We start from the raw sequence: 20,404 nt of genomic DNA on the forward strand, positions 1-20,404 counted from the left end.
AGGAGGTCGCCTTAATGCCTGAAAGTCAACATAACCGAAAGCCATTATCAGGAGCGCAAGCCGGCATTTGGTTTGCTCAGCAGCTTGATCCGGAAAATCCGATCTACAATACAGCTGAATACGTTGAAATTAAAGGCCCGCTTGATCAAGAGCTTTTCGAGAAAGCGCTGCGCCATGTTATGAAAGAAGCTGAATCATTCCATGCCAGATTTGGAGAAGATCAAGACGGACCGTGGCAAGAGATCGTTCCGTCGGCAGATTTTCCGATTCATTACATTGATGTCAGCTCAGAAACCGATCCGGAACAGGCGGCTAAAAGCTGGATGAAGGATGATCTTGCCCGTCCGGTTGATCTGACCCGCGGTCCGCTTTTTACAGAAGCGCTTTTCAAAACGGCGCCGGATCATTACTTCTGGTATCAGCGAACTCACCATATCGCAACGGACGGGTTCAGCTTTACACTGATCGCCGAGCGGCTGTCAAAAATATATACCGCATTGATGCAGAACAAATCGATCGACCAGAGCGGAGCCTTTGGCTCCCTCGATTTGATTCTCGCGGAGGAAACGGCTTACCGTGCATCAGAACAGTATCAGGAAGATCGGCGATTTTGGCTTGAGCGATTCAGCGATGAACCGGAGGTAGTCAGTCTTGCCGAAAGGGCGCCGCGTACCTCTTCAAGCTTTCTTCGCAGGTCTGACTATCTGCCGAGTGAGCATGCTGATCATCTTCTGTCTGCCGCAAGCAGAATAGGGGCAACTTGGCACGAAACCGTGATGGCAGCAGCTGCAATATATGTTCATCGGCTGACGGGGGCAAATGACGTCGTTCTCGGGATGCCGATGATGTGCCGCCTCGGATCGGCCGCTCTCCATATTCCGGGTATGGTCATGAATCTTCTTCCGCTTCGGATTGGCATGCAGCCGGAAATGAGCGTAGGAGAGCTGGTCAAGCAAATCTCAGCGGAGATGGTGAAGCTGAGGCGTCATCAGCATTACCGCCACGAGGAACTGCGCCGGGATCTCAAGCTGCTTGGCGAAAATCAGCGGCTGTTCGGTCCGCAGCTTAATTTGATGCCTTTTGAGAACCGCTTGAATTTTGCCGGCTGTCAAGGCATCGTGCATAATCTTGCCACGGGACCTGTGGACGATCTGTCAATCAACATTTACGGCCGCCCGGACGGAGGCGGGTTGAAAGTAAACATGGATGCAAACCCCGCTGTTTATCATGCGGATGAACTTGAACATCATATTCATCGTTTTCTTACTCTTCTGAAAACGATTGTCGATTGCGAGCAAACTCAGCCGGTGGGGACGTTGGATATTCTTCTCCCGGAAGAACGCGCTCAAATTTTGATCGAATGGAATCAAACAGACCGCGGTCTTCCCAATGAGAGTCTTCCGCAACGATTTGAAAGGATGGCGAAGGAGTGCCCTGAATCTCCGGCAGTCGTTTCCAGTGATCAGGTTCTCACCTATTCCGAATTAAATAAAAGGGCAAATCAACTGGCTCATCTGCTGATCAATAAGGGGGCGAAACCCGAGACATTCGTTGCTTTGGCCCTGCCGCGATCAGCGGAAATGATTGTCAGCATGCTCGCCGTTCTCAAGGCTGGAGCGGCTTATTTACCTATAGATCCCGATTATCCGGCTGACAGGATCGAGTATATGCTCAATGATGCACAGCCGCTGTTTGTCATCACCAGCAAAAAAGCACAAGATGTGATCAGTTCGCAAACGCCGAAGTTAATCCTTGATGAACAAACTGTTGTGGAAAAAATCTCCGGCTGTTCTGAAGAAAATCCCGGCGGACAGCATTCCGGCTCTCAGCCGGCATATATGATTTATACGTCCGGATCAACCGGCAGACCTAAAGGCGTGGTTGTACAAGCTGAAAGCTTATTCAATTTTTTGCTTTCAATGCAGGATATGTTCCCGCTTAATCAAGACGACCGGCTGCTGGCCGTCACAACGATTGCATTCGACATCTCAGCACTCGAAATTTATTTGCCGCTGATCAGCGGGGCGGCAGTCGTTCCTGCCGAGAAGGAGACGGTACAAGATCCGTCCGCACTAGCCAAAATGATTGAAACATACGGAATCACCATGATGCAGGCTACACCGACCCTCTGGCACGCATTGGCCTCAAGCGCTCCGGACAAGCTTAAAGGTCTTCGTGCGCTTGTCGGAGGTGAAGCTCTGCAAGCCAGCTTGGCCCGGCAATTGCAGCAGCTCGGATGCACATTAACGAACCTTTATGGACCGACGGAAACAACGATTTGGTCTACAGCCGCCGCGCTGGAAGCAGGCTGCACGGAACCTCCGGGAATCGGCCGTGCGATTTGGAATACGCAGCTGTATGTTCTAGACGCCGGATTGCAGCCCGTGCCTCCGGGAGCGGCTGGAGAACTTTATGTGGCAGGAACCGGAGTGGCGCGCGGCTACTTGAACCGTCATGCTCTCACGGCTGAACGCTTTATTGCGAATCCGTACGGGCCGCCTGGATCGCGGATGTACCGTACGGGCGACCTTGTGCGCTGGCGCGAAGACGGGTCGCTTGATTATATCGGCCGTGCGGACCACCAAGTCAAAATTCGCGGATTCCGCATTGAAATGGGAGAAATAGAAGCGGTGCTTGCAAATCATCCGGTTGTTAAACAAGCTGCTGCTATTGTTCGTGAAAACCAGCCCGGTGATCCGCGTATATTTGCGTATATCGTTCCCGCTTCGGGAGAAAGCCTTCATCCTGACGAGCTTCGCGGCTACGTTGGTGAAACACTGCCCGACTATATGATTCCGTCTGCATTTGTCATCCTTGATGAACTGCCGCTTACGCCGAACGGAAAGCTTGACCGCAAATCCCTGCCGGCCCCGGCGTTGAGTATTTATACAGGCGGACGTGAGCCAAGGACTCCGCAAGAGGAAATATTGTGTGATTTATTCGCTGAAGTGCTGGGGGTGCCGCGAGTCAGTATTGATGACAGCTTTTTTGATCTTGGCGGACATTCGCTTCTGGCGGGCAGGCTCGTCGGCCGGATTCGGGAAACGCTCGGCGTCGAACTCGGAATCGGCCGTTTATTCGATGAGCCCACAGCCGCCGGGCTTGCCAAACAGCTTGATCAGGCGCAGAGCGCCCGTCCGGCATTGCGTAAAAGAGAGCGCCGCCAGGAGATTCCGCTGTCCTTCGCGCAGCGGCGCCTATGGTTTTTGCACTGTTTGGAAGGACCGAGCCCGACCTATAATATTCCGGTTGTCGTTCATTTAACCGGAAGTTTGGACCAAGAGGCGCTGACAGCCGCTCTGGGCGATGTGGCAGCAAGACATGAGCCGCTTCGAACAATTTTCCCGGATCAGCAGGGGACAACACACCAGCTGATATTGGAAGCGGATCAAGCGCGTCCCGAACTCGCTGTATCCCATGTCAGCGAACATGATTTAGAAAAAGTCCTGGCGGAGGCTGTTCGGCACCGTTTTCATTTAGAAAAGGAACCTCCGTTTCGCGCCGAGTTGTTCGTACTTGGACCGGACAAATTTGTTCTTCTTCTGCTTTTGCACCATATGATTGGCGACGGCTGGTCTTTAACGCCGCTGACCCGCGATTTGGAAACTGCCTACAATGCGCGTCTGAATGGTGAGGCACCTGCTTGGGAGCCGCTTTCTATACAATATGCCGACTATGCCGTATGGCAGGAACATCTGCTTGGGCGTGAGAGCAATCCGGACAGTCTGATTGCCAAGCAGCTCGGGTATTGGTCAAAGGCATTGGAACATCTGCCTGATCAGCTGGAGCTTCCGACTGATCACCCGCGTCCGTCGGAATCAAGCTACAGAGGCGGTACGATTGATCTCAGCATTGACGAACAGCTGCACGGCCGTTTGCTCGCTTTGTCCCGCAGCACCGGAGTCAGCATGTTCATGATTTTGCAGTCGGCCCTTGCCTCACTGCTGACACGGATCGGAGCAGGCCACGACATTCCACTCGGCAGTCCGATAGCGGGAAGAAACGATGATGCTTTAGGCGGAATTGTCGGATTGTTCGTTAATACGCTTGTGCTTCGAACGGATACATCGGGTAATCCAAGTTTTCGGGAGCTTCTGAACAGAGTTAGAAAAGTAAATCTTGCAGCATATGAGCATCAGGACCTTCCGTTCGAGCGCCTTGTTGAAGTGCTCAATCCTGCCAGATCAAGAGCGAGACATCCGCTGTTCCAAATCATGCTCGCCTTTCAAAATACGCCTGAACCTGAGCTTGAACTTTCCGGCCTTAAATCAGACATTGAAATTCGCAGTGTCGGCGCAGCCAAGTTTGATTTGACGATTGAGCTTCGGGAACATCGAAAAGCGGACGGAACACCCGCAGGTATCGGCGGATTTGTGGAATACAGCACAGATTTATTTGAGCGAAATACGGTTCAAACATTGGCCGAACGGCTTGTCAGACTGCTGGATTCAGCAGTATCCGACCCTGATCAGCCGATCGGAAGACTTGATATTCTCCTTCCGGCCGAACGTGAAAACATGCTGGCTGACTGGAGCAAATCGTCCAACAACATACCTTGTTCATCTTTGCCTGTTTTATTTGAAAAGCAGGCTGCGAAGGACCCGGAAGCCGTTGCGGTTATATATGAAAATGACTCGCTCACATACAGCGAGCTCAATAGACGCGCTAACCGGCTTGCCCATCTCCTGATCGCCAAAGGGGTCGGTCCCGAACAATTTGCTGCCCTGGCGCTGCCAAGATCTTTGGATATGGTTGTCGGACTGCTTGCAGTGCTGAAAGCTGGCGCGGCATATGTGCCTCTGGATCCGGACTACCCGGCAGAAAGGATAGCGTTTATGTTGAATGATGCACATCCTGCCTGCGTCGTTACGAGTTCAGCGGTCGAATCAAGCCTTTCTGTTCCCGCATCTGTTGAACGGATTGTACTTGATGACCCTTGCATACTAGAGGAACTGAACGGATGCGCTTCTGCGAATCCGGTTGATGCCGACCGTACGACGCCTTTGCTGCCTCTTCACCCGGCGTATGTCATTTACACATCCGGTTCGACCGGCAAGCCGAAAGGGGTGGTCGTTCCGCATCAAAATGTCGTGCGGCTGTTTGGAGCGACTGACCAATGGTTCCATTTCGACTCTGACGACGTTTGGACGATGTTTCATTCTTACGCATTTGACTTTTCGGTATGGGAAATTTGGGGAGCGCTGCTCAATGGAGGCCGGCTTGTCGTGGTGCCTCATACAATCAGCCGCTCGCCGGCCGACTTTCTCAATCTTCTCGTTCGCGAGGGAGTGACGGTGCTCAATCAGACACCTTCCGCATTTTATCAACTGATGCAGGCTGACCGGGACAATGCTGAGACAGGAAAGCGCCTTTCCTTGCGCTTTATCATTTTTGGAGGGGAAGCGCTCGAGCTGAAGAGGCTTGAAGATTGGTATGAACGCCATCCGGAGCATTTCCCGCGGCTGATTAATATGTACGGAATTACAGAAACGACGGTACATGTCAGCTATATTTCCCTCGATCAGCATACTGCAGCACTTCAAGCGAACAGCCTGATCGGTCAAGGGATTCCCGATTTAGGTGTATATGTGCTTGATGAATACCTTGAACCGGTACCCGCGGGCGTCACCGGAGAGATGTATGTGTCGGGGGGCGGCCTCGCACGGGGTTACTTGGGCAGACCCGATTTGACGGCAGACCGCTTTGTCGCTGATCCGTTTGGACCGCCGGGAACCCGGATGTACCGAACCGGTGATCTTGCCCGCAGGCGTCAAGACGGCTCTCTTGATTATATGGGCCGGGCCGATCAGCAGATCAAGATCCGCGGCTTTAGAATCGAACTCGGCGAGATAGAAGCGGTGCTTGTCCGCCATCACAGGGTGAATCAAGCCGCTGTAGTTGTAAGGGAAGACCAGCCCGGGGACAAGCGCCTGATCGCCTATGTTGTCCCGGCGTCTGCAGAAGAAACCGATCCGGCTGAGCTGCGCCGGTTTGCCGCAGGCACTCTGCCGGAGTACATGGTGCCTTCTGCATTTGTAAAAATTGCAGACCTGCCATTGACTCCAAATGGCAAACTTGATCGAAAAGCGCTGCCTGAGCCTGATTTTGCCGCGGCTGTTAAAGGGCGGGGGCCAAGAACACCGCAGGAAGAAATCTTATGCGATCTTTTTTCAGAAATCCTCAATGTGCCGCGGATTGGTATTGATGACGGATTCTTCGAACTCGGCGGTCATTCTCTGCTCGCCGTACAGCTGATGAGCCGCATTCGTGAAGCGCTCGGCGTCGAACTCGGCATCGGCGACCTGCTTGAAGCGCCTACTGTCAGCGGACTCGCTGAACGGCTTGAATCCGGCGGCGGGCAAAGTGCGCTGGATGTACTGCTTCCGCTGAGAACCGGAGGCAGTCAGGATCCCCTGTTTTGTGTGCACCCGGCCGGAGGCCTCAGCTGGTGTTATGCCGGTTTAATGACGGCACTCGGCAAGGAATACCCGATATACGGCCTCAAGCCCGCGGGATCGCAAGGCAGGAAGAGCTTCCTGATACGCTCGACGACATGGCCGCGGATTATATCCGGCACATTCGTACGATTCAGCCAACAGGGCCTTATCGTCTTCTCGGCTGGTCTCTCGGAGGCAATGTTGTGCATGCGATCGCAACTCAGCTGCAGGAACAAGGGGAGGACATTTCGCTTCTTGTCATGCTTGATGCTTACCCGAATCACTTCCTTCCAATTAAAGATGCACCTGATGAGCAGGAAGCATTAATTGCACTCTTGGCATTGGGAGGATACGATCCGGACAGCCTTGACGGGGAACTGCTGAAACTTTCCAGTGCGATCGATATACTGCGCCGCGATGGCAGTGCGCTTGCCAGCCTGGATGAGGCTGTGATCTTGAACTTAAAGGAGACCTATGTGAATTCCGTCCGGATTTTAAGCGAATATAAGCCCCGCGTCTTTTACGGTGATATCCTGTTTTTCAAATCAACCGTGATACCGGAATGGTTTGATCCGATCGATCCGGAGTCATGGCTTCCTTATCTTAACGGAAACATTGATATTCATGATATGGATTGCCGGCATAAAGATTTGTGCCAGCCGGAGCCGCTGGCCGAAATCGGACGTCATGTTGCGGAAAAACTGGACGGCTTGAAAAAAGATACGGACAAGTAGGGAGAGATAACGATGACAAATCCTTTTGAAAATGAACAGGGCACATATGTTGTTTTAATGAATGAGGAAGGCCAGTATTCACTCTGGCCCGCCTTCATTCATATTCCGGTAGGGTGGAAGGTTGTCTGCGGGGAAACGAGCCGCAGCGACTGCATCGACTATATCAGCTCGAATTGGACCGATCTCTCGCCGAACAGCTTGAAGCCGGCTGCAGAAGTTCACGGCGGTCATCAATGAATAGAAGGCCGTTCAATCAAAGGACGGTTGTCAGCATTGTATATGTAACGGCCATGTTTATGGCTGCAATGGATGCGAGTGTCATTAACATGGCATTGCCCGCCATCATGAACGAATTTCAAACATTACCATCTGCTGCAGGCACAGTTAACATCGGATACTTAGTCAGCTTGGCTGTCGTTCTTCCCGCAGCCGGCTGGTTTGGAGACCGCTTTGGGACAAAGCGTGTTTTCATTGCCGCACTTTCCATATTTACGGCTGCATCCGCATTATGCGGAATCGCTGACAATCTGGCGGCATTAAACGTATTTCGTGTGATCCAGGGAGCCGGCGGCGGATTGATTACACCGGTGGGAATGGCGATCTTGTTCAGAACGTTTCCTCCGCATGAACGGGCTAAAATTTCGAGAGTTCTCGTTCTTCCGATTGCGGTCGCGCCTGCGGTTGGGCCGATCATCAGCGGGTTTCTGACAGATCAGCTGTCATGGCGCTGGATTTTTTACATTAATATTCCGATCGGAATGATCATTCTGCTGTTTGGCCTGTTATATCTTCATGAACATATGGAGCCGAAAGCGGGCAGATTTGATTGGCTAGGATTTCTTTTGGCTGGACCGGGAATGGCGTTGGCGGTTTTTGCACTCAGCCAGGGGCCTGTGCAGGGCTTCGGCTCTCCGAATGTGCTTGTTTCAGGAACCGGGGGAGTGATTCTCCTCGACATTCTCGTTTTTGTCGAACTGAAGGCTAAGCATCCGCTGATTGAACTGCGCTTATTGAAGGACCGGGTTTTTGGAATGATGAGCGTCATTTCGCTTTTGACAGCAGGCGGACTCCTTGGCATGCTCTATATATTTCCGCTGTTGTGCCAGGAAGCACTCGGCTATTCTGCGACCGATACCGCTCTGATCACGTTTCCCGAAGCATTAGGCTTGATGCTGGCCTCCCAGCTGATGCCGAGGTCGTTAGGAAAGCTCGGGCCGAGGCGGGTAATTTCCGCTGCGCTTTTAGGCGCCGCCGTATTGTTTGGGCTGCTGAGCCTGACCGGATACGGGTCAAATCTGTGGCTTCTCAGGCTGCTGCTGTTTTTGGCGGGCTTTTTCCTGGGGCATGCGGTTGGCGCGGCGCAGGTTGTTTGTTTTGCCAACATTTCATCCACATCAATGGGCCGAGCAACGACGCTGTTTAATGTGCAAAACCGGCTCGGATCTGTTTTTGGAGTTGCCGTCATGTCGTGCGTCCTTGCCGTGCTCAGTCAGCCCGGCGCAGGGATAGAGCCTGATTTATCAGCTTACCGGACCGCTTTGCTCGGTGCAGCCGGCTTCCTCATGGCAGCATTTTTCATCGCACTCAAGCTCAAGAACGCTGACACTGGACGTCAAATGGACAAGCATGCTTCAGTTTCCAAAGGTGCGGCGGCTTCCGGTAAGTAAAACAAAAATCCTCCCGTTTCCGGGAGGACTTTTTTTAACAGCATGAATGGCGCGCTATAAAATCGGCGACAGCAGGATCGAAATGGCTTCTTTGAAGCGGATCGATTTGCTTCTGTTTAAATATTCCTCAAAGGTCAGCTCCCTTGAGACTTGCAGATCTTTTTCAAATGCTAAGACAAGGCTTCTCGAAATTTCCTCATCGTATAAAAAAGCATTCACTTCAAAATTGAGCTTGAAGCTGCGCATATCAATATTTGCCGTGCCGACCGATGAAATTTCTTCATCTACAACGATTGTTTTCGCATGGATAAATCCGTTGTCGTAAATAAATACGGAAGCGCCGGCTTTTAAAAGTTCGCCGATGTAAGAATAGGTAGCCCAGTACACAAACGGATGGTCGGGTTTGTTAGGAATCATGATTCTCACGTCAACACCGGACAGACAAGCGATCCTGAGGGCATCGAGCAGGCTTGCGTCCGGAATAAAATAAGGCGTCTGTATAAGAATCGACCGCTTTGCCGTTGATATCATTTTAATATAGCCGTTTTTAATCTGCTCCCATTCTGAATCGGGGCCGCTGGTGACGATTTGCATGCCGATGTTTCCGTGGGAATCGATGTCAGGAAAGTGGTTTGGCATATATGTAATATCGTGATGGTGCGAGGCCTGATTCCAATCCAGGATAAAACGCGTTTGAATCGAATGGACCGCCGTTCCTTTGATTCTGAGATGCGTGTCCCGCCAATAGCCAAAAACCGGATTCAGACCGAGGTATTCGTCCCCGACATTAAATCCACCGACATAGCCGATGACGCCGTCGATAATGACGAGCTTGCGGTGGTTGCGGTAATTCATGCGCAAATTGATAAATTTAAAACGCGACGGGAAAAAAACTTCGACAAATCCTCCCGCCTTTTTCAGCTCTTTGAAAAAGCTTTTCCTGAGGCTTCTTGATCCCAGCTCATCATACAAAACGCGGACTTCAACGCCTTCTTTTGCTTTTTTGATCAGCGCATCCCGCAGCTTCTTGCCGATCTCATCGCCTTTATAAATATAATATTGAAGATGAATATGGTCTTTGGCGTTTTCTATGTCGCGAAGCAGTCTGTCGAATTTCTGGCGTCCGTCCGTTAACAGCTCGACCGCATTGTCTTCCGTAAAAACGGCGTGGTTATTCAGAATATGCATATAAATCAAATCTTTGCTGTCCGCCGTCGCTTTATTGCGAAATTCGAACTCGCGGTTTTTCAGCTTGGTCAGCTGCTGTTCCAATATTTTTTCCATCCCGATTCTCTTTCGGTCTTCCCATTGAAAAAGGTGATTCCTGCTCAAATTGTGGCCGAAGAGCAAATAAAGAATAAAGCCGAGAATGGGAATAAAGAAGAGTACCAAGAGCCATGCCCAGGAGGAGCTTGCATCCCGGCGTTCCCTAAAGATCACAACGATTGCCAACAGCGTGTTTAAAACTAATATAAAGCCGAGAAATATCGATGTGATGCTGATATTTTTAATAATATCCATATTGAACCTCACAAGACGGATTTGTTTTTATACATTCCATTTATAACAGTTACTCCCCTTTCAAGCAACTATCTCATGTTATACGGGGCGGGGGACGGAAAGTTCCTAATAAAAAGGGGAAAGGCAAAAAACTGTAAAACATGTTCGATCTAAGTTACGATATACATATAAAAAGCGTGATTTAATCAGCGAAACAACGCCTCTTTAACTAAAACGGGAGGGATTGATTATGGATATGGAACGTTTCCAGCAAATGCCGGCTTTTATGAAAGAAGAAATGGATAACCTCAAGCATGTGGCGGCGCCGTTCTTAAAGAAAAGGCTGATATTTCTTTTTATCGCGATTCCGCTGCTTGTTGCTTCATTGGTTTATCTTTCCTCTTTTTGGGGGCAGGCATCCTATGGAACCGATTCAATGATAAAAATCGGCTGCGCTGCCGCAGCAGCAGCTTTCGGCATGGCGCTGTTCAGAGAGTCGTCTTACCAAAAAAGAAATGTTCAGCAATCGGTGATGAAATATATTTTGGAACGGATGCAAACAAGCGAAGTGCTTTCCGATGAACGGAAAAGCCGCTACGTTCGGGCGGTCAAGGAAGAGCCGTTTACTGTGATGAGAAGCTTTTTGGAATTTTTAAATGAAGAAGAGATCAGAAGGCGCAGGCTGGCTGAATGATGAAAGAAAAAAAGAGCTGCATGACAGCTCTTTTTTTGTGCCATGATGATCAGGCTTCATTCAATTCTTTTCCTAATATTTTTAAATCGTACCGGATTCCGTCCATCTCGGCGATTCCGGGAAAGTGTCCCCACTCGGTAAAGCCGTATTTTTTGAAAAGCTTGATGCTCGGCTCGTTGTGGGCGAAAATAAACGCCATTAAAGAACGGATTCCAAGCTTTGGCGCAGCTTCAAGCGCTTTTTCAAGCACCGCTGAACCCGCCCCTTTGCCGCGGTGGTCTTCATGAAGGTAAATGCTGACTTCGGCGGTTTTGTTATAGGCGGGCCTTCCGTAAAAGGATTCGAAGCTGATCCAGCCGGCGATATCCCCTTGTTCATTTTCGACAATATAAAGAGGCCTTGCCTCGGTATGGTTCAAAAACCAGTTCAGCCTTTCTTCAGGTGTGACGGGTTCTGTATCTGCCGTAACCATTCGCGACGCAATGGTGGAGTTGTAAATATCGACTACTGCGGGAAGGTCTTCCCGATTGGCGATCCGTAGTTTCATTCTCTCTGTCCTTTCTTCATATGTTATATCTTCGGCGTTTTTTCCGTTATCATGCACATTGATGAAATTTCAAGTTTTAGGGCGGTTTTTACATAAAAACGAAGCAGCCGGTGCAGACTAATTTGAAAAAAAGTTTTTTGTAAATGTATATATTTTCTGAAAAGTGTTCAGAATGTTGCTGAGGTGATGAGTAATGAAAGAGGAAGAAAAGAATCGTACTTCCAAAATCACAAAGCTGCAACAGTTTTTTCGTAAACGCTGGGTATTTCCGGCCATCTATTTGACAAGTGCCGTCGTTGTATTAACCGCCGTTCTTTGGTATCAATCGGCTTCTAACAACGATGTAAAAGACCAGCTTGCAGACGATGGCAAGAAATCAGCCTATGATAACCGGGATGACGCGGTTGAAGTAGGCAAACCAGTCGAAAATGTCGCAATGCCGGTTGCTGATTCTGAAAATGTTTCTGTCGTTAAAAAGTTCTTTGAAACTGACGCAACTAAAGAAGAGAAAGAAGCAGCACTTGTAAACTATAATAACACGTACAGCATGAGCAAAGGTATCGACTTGGCTGAGAAAGACGGAAAAACATTCGATGTTTCCGCATCTCTAAGCGGTACGGTTATCAAAGCTGCAAAAGACCCTGTACTGGGCTACGTTGTTGAAGTTGAACATGAAGATGGTTTATCAACTGTGTATCAGTCTCTTTCTGAAGTAAGCGTCAAACAAGGTGACAAGATTGAACAAAATCAAGTCATCGGAAAAGCAGGCAAAAACCTTTACAATGAAGAAGGCGGAAACCATGTGCACTTTGAAATTCGCAAAGACGGTGTTGCGCTAAACCCGTTGAATTTCATGGACAAGCCGGTCTCCAGCATTGAAAAAGCAGTGGAGGAACAAGCGGCTGAAATGAAGGAACCTGCTCAGCCTTCTGTTGAAGAAAAGCCAAAAACAGAAGACAAAACGAAAGATCAAACAGGTGGAAAAGACGACAAAACCAAACGGGAAGATTCGTCTGAAGGATCAGAAAATCAAGACGGAACCCAGTCTGACGATTCAAGCCAGTCATAAGGCACGCTTCCCTCAGAGCGCCTATCAAATACGATAGGCGCCTTTTTTTGTTACAATCATAAAAAACCCGTATCAAATTTGCAGAGCCAGCCGTTTATTAAGTAAGAGGCCTCTTTTAAGGAGTGTGAATGCATTCATGAATGAGCTAGAACAGCAAGCGCTGATGAAGTATTGCATGAGAATGACAGGTGATAAATGGGATGCTGAGGATTTAGTCCAGGACACCATCCTGAAGTTAATAGAAATCAATCGAACAGACGCCTCACATGCTTATCAAAAGACGGTTGCCAAGCATAAATGGATTGACCTGCTCAGAAAAAGGAAGCGCGAAAGCTTTCTGTCTGAAGACAATCTGGAAGACGGGCGGGCAGAGCGCATGCAGGCGGCCGATGACTTTGAGCACCTGCTGAAACAGCTTTCCGGTATTTTAACGCCGAAGCAATTAACGATTTTTCTGCTCAAAGATGTGTTTTCCTTTCAGCTGCACGAAATCGCCGAGGCGCTCGGTAAGCCCGAATCATCCGTCAAGTCGCTTTTATTCAGATCGCGTCAGCGATTAAAAAGGCTTTCTCCGGATGTTTTGCAAAGGGACGCGGCGGACGGGGATGATGAACACATTGGCCTGCTTGTTCGGGCGATATTGTATCACAACCCCGATGATCTGCTCGAATTTGCCAAACAGACATGGCTTTTCGGCGCTTCACAGCCGTCTTGCGTCAGCATGATGAGGTGTGCTGCCTAGGAGGAAAAAGGCTATGAACACCATTCCTTACGTCATTGAGAAAACGGCTGCCGGTGAAAGATCGTACGATATTTTTTCCAGACTTTTAAAAGACCGGATCATTATGATCGGTTCTGAATTCAACGATGACCTCGCCAATCGGGTCACCGCCCAGTTGCTGTTTTTGTCAGCCGAAGACAATGAAAAAGACATTTCGATCTATATCAACAGCCCGGGCGGATCAACTTCCGCGGGATATGCGATTTTGGATACGATGGATTATGTGAAGCCGGATGTCCGCACGATCTGCGTCGGAATGGCCGCTTCCATGGGAGCGATTCTCCTCGCCGGCGGAGCAAAAGGCAAACGGTATGCGCTCAAAAACAGCGAAATCATGATCCATCAGCCGCTCGGCGGCGTCAAAGGACAGGCGACAGACATGGAGATTTCAGCGAAGCGGATCATCAAACTGAGGGAAAAAATCGAGCGCTTCTTTCACGAACGAACGGGCCAGCCCATTGAAAAACTAAAAGCCGACATGGAACGCGATTACTTTATGGATGCGGACGAAGCGAAGGCATACGGTGTTATTGACGCCGTTTTATAACATGAGAAAAGCTCCCGGCTTAACTCCAGCCGGGAGCTTCGATCTTTTTATAAAGCGTCAGGACCTTCCTCGCCTGTGCGGATGTTGATGGTGTTTTTAATTTCGTATATGAAGATCTTGCCGTCACCGGGTTCCCCGGTTTTCAGGACGTTTTGCGCCGTCTCGGCCACCTTTTCGACAGGCACTTTGCTGACGACGATTTCGACTTTCAACCTTTCATATACATTGCTTTCGCGTTTGACCCCGCGGTAAAGCTCTGTATGCCCTTTTTGCAGGCCGCATCCGTGTACATTGTAAAACGTAATGGACGTTACCCCGATTTTGGCCAGCTCCGTTTTCAGCTTTTCAAAGTTTGTAGGACGAGTTACAATTTCCACCTTATACATTTGACCGCTCATACCATCACTCCTGACAAATTAATCTTGATACGCTTTTTCGCCGTGCAGCGTCAGATCGAGGCCCAATGATTCTTCATCCTCTGAGGCACGGAGTTTAAAGAAGATACTGACTATCTTAATAATAGCGTATGTGACGATTGCGACAAATAAATATGTTGCGGCAATCGCAATCAGCTGTTTCCAAAGGAGACTGATGTCTCCGTAAAAAAGCCCGTTGGCACCGTCTGCGTTGACTGAAGTCGTCGCGAACAAGCCCGTCGCGATTCCGCCCCATGTTCCGCCGAGCCCATGAAGTCCGAAGGCATCAAGCGCATCATCGTAGCCGAATTTTTTCTTCAGTGAAAACACGCCCCAGAAACAGACAATTCCACCGATGAGCCCGATCCATACGGATGAGAAAGGTGTGACAAAGCCTGCGCCCGGTGTAATCGCGACAAGTCCCGCGATCGCTCCCGAGACGGCGCCGAGCATCGTCGGCTTTTTATTGATCAGCCATTCTGCCAAAATCCAGCCGATCAGCCCCGCGGCCGCAGCCGTATTCGTGTTGATAAAAGCGGTCATGGCGACTTCATCGATCGTTAGCGCGCTTCCGACGTTGAACCCGAACCATCCGAACCAGATCAAAGTCGCTCCGAGCAAGGTCAGAAGGAGGTTGTGAGGGGCGGTATCGCTGATATTTTTCCGCTTGCCGAGAACAATCGCAACGACAAGGCCGGCTACACCGGAAGAAATGTGAACGACGTTGCCGCCGGCAAAATCAATCGCTCCCAGCTCGTCAAGCCAGCCTCCGCCCCATACCCAGTGGGCGACTGGCGAGTAAACGAAAACCGCCCAGAGCACCGAAAAAAGAATAAAGGCAGGAAAGCGCATGCGCTCCGCAAAGCTTCCGGAAATAATCGCAGTCGTCAGAACGGCAAATGTCAATTGGAACATCATATAAAGCGTATGCGGGATCGTCTCCGAATAATCGGCATTGGGTTCAAAGCCGACACCTTGCAGTCCGATCCAATCCAAACCCCCGATCAATGGGTTTCCGGGAGCGAAAGCGAGCGAATAGCCGAACAAAATCCATATGATAGAAACGATGGCAATTGAAGATAAGCTGTGCATAACGGTGCTGAGCACATTTTTGCTCCTGACAAGTCCTCCGTAAAATAAAGCGATGCCCGGCGTCATCAGCCATACGAGCAAAGCGCAAAAGAACATAAATACTGTATCCCCCATCTGCATGTTTCATTCCTCCGTAGTCATTTAGATTGAGAGCAGATCTCTTTTTCTTTCATTATAGTGACAAAAGGGAGATATCATGATGAATATGTCAGATTTCCTCACATGGTTTTTAGGGAGAAAAGCGGACAGGGAGAGGCTGAAAGGGGGATTAAGCGGTTTTTTCAACCTCAACTGCAACGATTCGATGTCCGTCCATATCTTTTACTTTGAAACGGTACCCTTCACTTTCGATCGCCGTTCCGGGCTTGCTCTCAATATTCTGCGTCAGCATCCAGCCGCCGATTGTATCAATCTCCTCATCTGATAAATGAATTCCGAGCAGGTCGTTTACATCGCTGACCAGTACTTTACCGCTGAGGATGTAATGGTCATCTTCCAGTTTCTGAACAGCAGATACTTCTTCAGTATCGAATTCATCGCGAATATCGCCGACGATTTCCTCGACGATATCCTCAACCGTCACAAGGCCGGATGTTCCGCCATACTCATCTACGAGAATCGCCATATGTGTATGCTCTTTTTGCATTTTGACGAACAGCTGGTAGACGGGAATCGTTTCAATCACATGGATAACCGGATGGATATATGGCTTTAGCGATTTTGTTTCTAAAGAAAATTCCCCTGCAAGCTCCGCCAGCAGCAGTTCTTTTATATTGATCATTCCGGTGATGTGATCTTTGTCTTCCTCCATGACGGGGAAGCGGGTGTGCTTCGTTTCTTTGATGAGCTGCTTCGCTTTTTTTAAACTGTCGTCAAGAGACAGGACGGTCATTTCATTGCGGGGCACCATAATTTCTTTTGCCGTACGTTCGTCGAATTTAAAAATATTGTTTACATATTTCAATTCATTCTGGTTAATCTCCCCGCTTTGATAGCTTTCAGATAAAAGCGTTCGCAGCTCTTCCTCCGAATAGGCCAATTCGTGTTCACCAGTCGGCTTCAGGCCGAACAGACTTGTGATCATGCGGGCTGAATGATTGAGCAGCCATATAAAAGGAAACATGATTCTATAAAACCAGATCATCGGCTGTGCAAAAAGCAGCGTAACGGTTTCCGCTTTTTGAATGGCGATCGTTTTTGGCGCCAGCTCTCCGATCACAACATTGAGATAAGTGACCGATAAAAAAGCGGCCAAAAATGAAAGAATATGTGTCACCGACTCGTTCAAGCCCATTTTTGAGAAAAGGGGATGCAGCAAGGTCTGCATCGTCGGTTCACCAAGCCAGCCGAGGCCCAATGCCGTTACGGTGATTCCAAGCTGGCAGGCTGACAAGTATTCGTCAAGGTGTGAGGTCACTTCTTTTGCGGCAAGCGCGCCCTTTTTTTTCTGAATGATCAATTGGTCGATCTTTGTCCGCCTTACTTTGACGATGGCGAATTCGACCGCGACGAAAAAGCCCGTTAATGCGATTAATCCTGCCACTGCAATCAGCTTCAATAATTCCAATGCCCCGCCTTCTCAAAAAGAAGGCGCCACCTCCTTTTCTATGAAAAACTCATACTGGCTTCATACCACGTGCCGCAGCGCGGCAAACATGATGTTTATTTATGCCGAGGGCGGGCAAAGAAATATAAAACGAATGGGCCGGAAGAGGAGGAGACGAAATATGAGAGTTTTTCAGGGAGAGGGTTGGACATGGTATCAGCTCGGCCCTCACGAAAAAGCGACAGCACAAGGGCTGATCCAGCCCGATCATTGGCCGGAATGCCGAAACTGGTTTCAAGGCGTTCCTTCGGCCAATATCAATTGCATTGATATCAATGCTGCCGTTCAAGGCAAGGAAGCGATCTACGGTTCATATATTTACGACCAGGAAGCGGAAGTTCAACAAAACCGGACAGCATTTCATTTTTACTTAACGAAAAACTATTTTTTCACAATGAATTTAGATATCTCGCAATTTGAAGATGCAAACAGGAGGCCGATCGATCAACATTTGAAGCGATGCAAAGATGCCCCAGAAGTGTTTCTGATCCTGTTAGGCGAACTGATGAGAATGTATTTAAAGGAACTTGAGCACTTTGAAGTTCACCTTGGAAAAGTAAGATGGGGATTTCACCATGACAACAATAAAAGCATCATTGAACTGATTCATAAACGGCGTCACGAACTGCTCGTCATAAGAAGTTTAATTTTATCGATGAAAAAGGTAGCAATGGGTCTTAAAGAAACTTTTTTAAGCAAATCGTTTGATGAAATCGAACAGCGCAGGACGTTTTACGAAATCGACAGAGGCATGTCATTGATCAAAGAGTACGCGAATGAAATCAATTATTTGCTCCATTCCGAGGAAGTGGTGACATCCCACAGAGGCAATGAAATCTTTAAAGCGCTGACGATTTTCACGACGATCTTTACACCGATGACGGCTTTCGGCGCCCTGTGGGGAATGAACTTCGAAGTCATGCCTGAACTCTCATTAAAGTACGGCTATTTATTTTCGCTGATTTTAATTGCCGTTTCTACCGTCCTTGTGTACTGGTATTTGAGAAAGAAAGGGTGGACCGGCGATTTATTGAAGGATAAAAAACGATATATGAAAAGGAAAGGCTCTTTTAAATAGGTTTAAGCCCGGGGGATATCGGAAAAGCACATAATAACCCCAGTAAAGGAGGAATTCCGAATGAAACTAAAGGACATCATGACAACCAATGCTGAATGCTGTGAACCTTCTGCTCCGATTGCGGAAATTGCCGGAAAGATGCGTGATTACAATGTGGGTTCAATTCCAGTCTGCGAGAACGGAAATTTGACGGGGATCGTTTCGGACCGGGATATCGTCATCAGATGTGTAGCCGAAAATGAAACAGACGCAGCTGCTCGGGATATCATGAGCACACGGATGGTGACCGGGCGCCCGGATATGTCGGCTGAAGAGGCAGGAGATCTGATGGCGGAACACCAAATTCGCAGGCTGCCGATTGTTGAAGATGGACGTCTCGTTGGAATCGTTGCTTTGGGGGATCTCTCCGTCTCAAATGCGGATGAGAAAGCGGGAGAAGCATTAAGCGAAATTTCAAAACCGGCTTAAACAGGTTGAAGGAAGAGCGTTTTCAGCTCTTCCTTTTTTATAGTGCAATATTTTAGTGATTGATCAATAACTTAACTTTAGATTAAGTTTTCATTAAGCATTTCAATGTTTCTTTCAGCCCTTCTTGATAAGGTGTCGCGGGAATTTTTCCTACTCTCTTTTCATATTTTTCCCCGTTTAGAATGAATGTTTCTTCAGTTAAGTACATGATTTCTACTACTTCTTTCATTACTGGATCAAATAATCCGCTTACACGAATGGCAAGCTTATTTAATGGTATGACTAATTTATTATTGCCGGTAATTTGACGTGCGATTTTTATAATTTCTTTACCTGAAATCAGTCCGGCGCCGGGAATGTTCCAGTTTTCACCGTAAGAATCGTCTTTACTTGCGATTTCCACAATCATTTTTGCGGCATCAGGCAAATATACGTACTCCCGGGGGGTTTTTAGATTGCCGATAAAAACAGCTGGTTTATTTGCTGCCATTCCGGTTAATGTAGGCTGTAAATAAGAATTTTGCGAAGTTTTTCCATAATAGTCCGGCAGTCTGACGATTAATGGTTTGGCATTTTTCCATTTCTTATCGAATATTAAGTTTTCAAAATCCACTCTAATCCTTCCTTTTTTTGTATGGGGCTGTTTCGGATGATTTTCGTCTCCTTTGGCAATTTGTCGGCCGTAAACATATATTCCATCCACAATCACGATTTTCTTGCCTAAAATATTTGCAGCCTTCATTACACTTTCACCGAGAAGCAGGAGTTTATCCGCCATTTCATGATATTGAACATTGGCGCATTGAAATATCACATCTGCGTCCTTTGCTGCTTCACTGATGGTCTGCGCATCAAAGACATCGCCAAGCTGATATGTTAATAGCGGTGTTGAATGATGTTCTTTTATGAGATTCTTTAGTTTATTTTCAGAACGGCCGAAAGCGATAACCGGAATATTTCTTGACAGCAATTCTGAAACTATGGCTTGACCTGTTCCGCCTGTTGCGCCTAAAACAATTGCTTTTTCCATTGAAAATTCCCCCTCGGGTTAGTTATTAATCAATCAATAACAAATGCTTAAATAAAAAAACCGAAACAAATCGGTTATTTTATTCTGTTTGGCCGTGCATGATCTCCGGCAAATCCAAGAAATAGGAAATGTTGCAAAGTATCCCTCTTGCCAGGAAAGTCGTAACTTCCCTCTCTGCATTCGGAACATTCGCTTCCCGGAACCTTTCCAGCGTATAGTTTCTAATACGTGATAAGCCTGTTTTTGAACAATTCCTGATCGATTCCTCCGTAACGGAGAGTCCGATGACCTGCAAGGCGATTTCATTAGGGTGTGATACAGACAACTCTTCATATGCTTTGACCATGTTTGCTACGATCTGTTCGGAGCTGGATTCAACATTTTGAAACGTTTGGAGGATTCTTTCAAAGGCCCGATCGAGCGCGGCAACGAACAACTCTTCCTTCGTCTTATAAAACCTAAATATATAGGGCTGAGAAATACCGGCTTTTTCAGCAATGAGTGCTGTCGTGGTATTATAATATCCCTTTTCTGCAAACATCTCTAATCCAGCTTCAAGTATTTGCTCCTTTCGGTTTTCCTTACTCTGTCTTATGATATGCCGCCTCCCTTCATTTTGTTATTGATTGATTACTTACTGAGATCGTAACAGATTTCTTTTCAAGATTCAAGCCCGTAATTTTTAAAAAATGCATCTATTGGTGCAACTGTTTTCCAATCAATCAGAATAGATACGCG

15 protein-coding genes and 1 pseudogene are annotated in these 20,404 nt (G+C 48.2%); 9 read left to right on the forward strand and 7 right to left on the reverse strand.

Going from position 1 to position 20,404, the window contains the following annotated elements; genetic code table 11:
• Positions 1-14 precede the first annotated feature (14 nt).
• The 3 genes and pseudogenes from ACVC9U_RS21875 (at position 15) to ACVC9U_RS21885 (ending at position 8,838) form a co-directional block, all read left to right on the forward strand.
• Positions 15-7,171 (forward strand): annotated as a pseudogene (locus tag ACVC9U_RS21875) (amino acid adenylation domain-containing protein).
• Positions 7,172-7,183: 12 nt separating this feature from the next.
• Positions 7,184-7,408 (forward strand): MbtH family protein, encoded by a 225-nt coding sequence (locus ACVC9U_RS21880; protein WP_441391530.1) that lies wholly within the window; start codon positions 7,184-7,186, stop codon positions 7,406-7,408.
• Positions 7,405-8,838, forward strand: coding sequence for an MDR family MFS transporter (locus ACVC9U_RS21885; RefSeq protein WP_075751555.1), 1,434 nt, complete (start codon positions 7,405-7,407; stop codon positions 8,836-8,838). The genes ACVC9U_RS21880 and ACVC9U_RS21885 overlap by 4 nt, the downstream gene beginning before the upstream one ends.
• Before the next feature lie 54 nt (positions 8,839-8,892).
• Here the strand turns inward: ACVC9U_RS21885 and cls are convergent, their stop codons facing one another.
• Positions 8,893-10,341: a cardiolipin synthase gene (cls, locus tag ACVC9U_RS21890; RefSeq protein ID WP_441391661.1), complete on the reverse strand. Its 1,449-nt coding sequence runs from the start codon at positions 10,339-10,341 to the stop codon at positions 8,893-8,895.
• Between the two features lie 247 nt (positions 10,342-10,588).
• Here cls and ACVC9U_RS21895 point away from each other — a divergent pair, with 247 nt between their 5' ends.
• A complete protein-coding gene (locus ACVC9U_RS21895) occupies positions 10,589-11,032 on the forward strand; it encodes a YwnF family protein (RefSeq protein ID WP_075751554.1) in 444 nt (147 codons plus the stop codon).
• 49 nt (positions 11,033-11,081) lie between these two features.
• Here the strand turns inward: ACVC9U_RS21895 and ACVC9U_RS21900 are convergent, their stop codons facing one another.
• Positions 11,082-11,579 (reverse strand): GNAT family N-acetyltransferase, encoded by a 498-nt coding sequence (locus ACVC9U_RS21900; RefSeq protein WP_075751827.1) that lies wholly within the window; start codon positions 11,577-11,579, stop codon positions 11,082-11,084.
• Positions 11,580-11,772: 193 nt separating this feature from the next.
• On the opposite strand from ACVC9U_RS21900, the gene ACVC9U_RS21905 reads away from it, so the two are divergent.
• The 3 genes from ACVC9U_RS21905 to ACVC9U_RS21915 all read left to right on the forward strand — a co-directional run bounded on the left by ACVC9U_RS21905 (position 11,773) and on the right by ACVC9U_RS21915 (position 13,976).
• Positions 11,773-12,648, forward strand: a complete 876-nt coding sequence (locus tag ACVC9U_RS21905) for a M23 family metallopeptidase (protein WP_075751553.1) — start codon at positions 11,773-11,775, stop codon at positions 12,646-12,648.
• Between the two features lie 136 nt (positions 12,649-12,784).
• Positions 12,785-13,390, forward strand: a complete 606-nt coding sequence (locus tag ACVC9U_RS21910; protein WP_075751552.1) for a sigma-70 family RNA polymerase sigma factor — start codon at positions 12,785-12,787, stop codon at positions 13,388-13,390.
• Between the two features lie 13 nt (positions 13,391-13,403).
• Entirely contained in the window at positions 13,404-13,976 is a 573-nt protein-coding gene (locus tag ACVC9U_RS21915) for an ATP-dependent Clp protease proteolytic subunit (RefSeq protein ID WP_003185937.1), read from the forward strand.
• 47 nt (positions 13,977-14,023) lie between these two features.
• On the opposite strand, the gene ACVC9U_RS21920 is transcribed toward ACVC9U_RS21915, so the two are convergent.
• The 3 genes from ACVC9U_RS21920 to ACVC9U_RS21930 form a co-directional block, all read right to left on the reverse strand.
• Positions 14,024-14,374 carry a P-II family nitrogen regulator gene (locus ACVC9U_RS21920; protein WP_003185936.1) on the reverse strand — a complete coding sequence of 117 codons (351 nt, stop codon included), beginning with the start codon at positions 14,372-14,374 and terminating at the stop codon, positions 14,024-14,026.
• A gap of 18 nt (positions 14,375-14,392) precedes the next feature.
• Positions 14,393-15,604 (reverse strand): ammonium transporter, encoded by a 1,212-nt coding sequence (locus ACVC9U_RS21925; protein WP_075751550.1) that lies wholly within the window; start codon positions 15,602-15,604, stop codon positions 14,393-14,395.
• Positions 15,605-15,752: 148 nt separating this feature from the next.
• Positions 15,753-17,051 (reverse strand): hemolysin family protein, encoded by a 1,299-nt coding sequence (locus ACVC9U_RS21930; RefSeq protein WP_075751549.1) that lies wholly within the window; start codon positions 17,049-17,051, stop codon positions 15,753-15,755.
• A gap of 160 nt (positions 17,052-17,211) precedes the next feature.
• Between ACVC9U_RS21930 and ACVC9U_RS21935 the strand changes: the two genes are divergently transcribed.
• Together ACVC9U_RS21935 and ACVC9U_RS21940 are read left to right on the forward strand one after the other, a co-directional pair.
• Entirely contained in the window at positions 17,212-18,168 is a 957-nt protein-coding gene (locus tag ACVC9U_RS21935; protein WP_441391531.1) for a magnesium transporter CorA family protein, read from the forward strand.
• Between the two features lie 60 nt (positions 18,169-18,228).
• On the forward strand, positions 18,229-18,636 hold the full coding sequence (locus ACVC9U_RS21940; protein WP_075751547.1) for a CBS domain-containing protein: 408 nt from the start codon (positions 18,229-18,231) through the stop codon (positions 18,634-18,636).
• A gap of 82 nt (positions 18,637-18,718) precedes the next feature.
• Here the strand turns inward: ACVC9U_RS21940 and ACVC9U_RS21945 are convergent, their stop codons facing one another.
• A complete protein-coding gene (locus tag ACVC9U_RS21945; RefSeq protein WP_075751546.1) occupies positions 18,719-19,666 on the reverse strand; it encodes an SDR family NAD(P)-dependent oxidoreductase in 948 nt (315 codons plus the stop codon).
• A gap of 79 nt (positions 19,667-19,745) precedes the next feature.
• Positions 19,746-20,261 carry a TetR/AcrR family transcriptional regulator gene (locus tag ACVC9U_RS21950; RefSeq protein WP_075751545.1) on the reverse strand — a complete coding sequence of 172 codons (516 nt, stop codon included), beginning with the start codon at positions 20,259-20,261 and terminating at the stop codon, positions 19,746-19,748.
• Positions 20,262-20,404 lie beyond the last annotated feature (143 nt).

This window comes from Bacillus sp. GM2 (assembly GCF_056155945.1).